At 46.0% G+C, this 376-nt stretch carries 1 protein-coding gene; it reads right to left on the bottom strand.

Annotation, left to right across the window (positions count from 1 at the left end; genetic code table 11):
- On the bottom strand, positions 1-376 hold a 376-nt coding region (locus HC026_RS12460), incomplete at both ends, for a hypothetical protein (protein ID WP_211089500.1).

The following is a 376-nucleotide window of genomic DNA, read 5'->3' as shown; positions in this document are numbered from 1 at the left end:
AGGCCTTGATAGATTAGCTTTTCAAGCACAAAGAAAATGACCGCAACGAGTAGTAAACAGACAGAGGTACCAGCTAAAACTGGTATCAAAGACTGCCAAAACTGCCGGTTACCCGTGCTTTTTGCACGTTCGACCGTGGCTTCAAATTCGGCTTGCTGATGCTCAAGGTCGGCTAGTTGCTGTTTTAATTGGTCAGTAACAGCGCCTTTCAGCGTTTTAGGCTCGATTTCAGTCAGTTTTTCTTGCAAAATGCGGTCAATTTCTTGGTGATACCACGCTTTTTCGTGGGCTAAGGCTTCTTCCTGCTTGGCGTGGAAATCAGTCGTGCTGTAGGTATGTGCCATTTGTTGAGCGGCCGCTTCTTTGACCATTTTTT

Source organism: Secundilactobacillus angelensis (assembly GCF_012641075.1).
GTDB classification, from domain to species: domain Bacteria; phylum Bacillota; class Bacilli; order Lactobacillales; family Lactobacillaceae; genus Secundilactobacillus; species Secundilactobacillus angelensis.
This window is presented reverse-complemented; position numbering and strand designations above follow the sequence as displayed.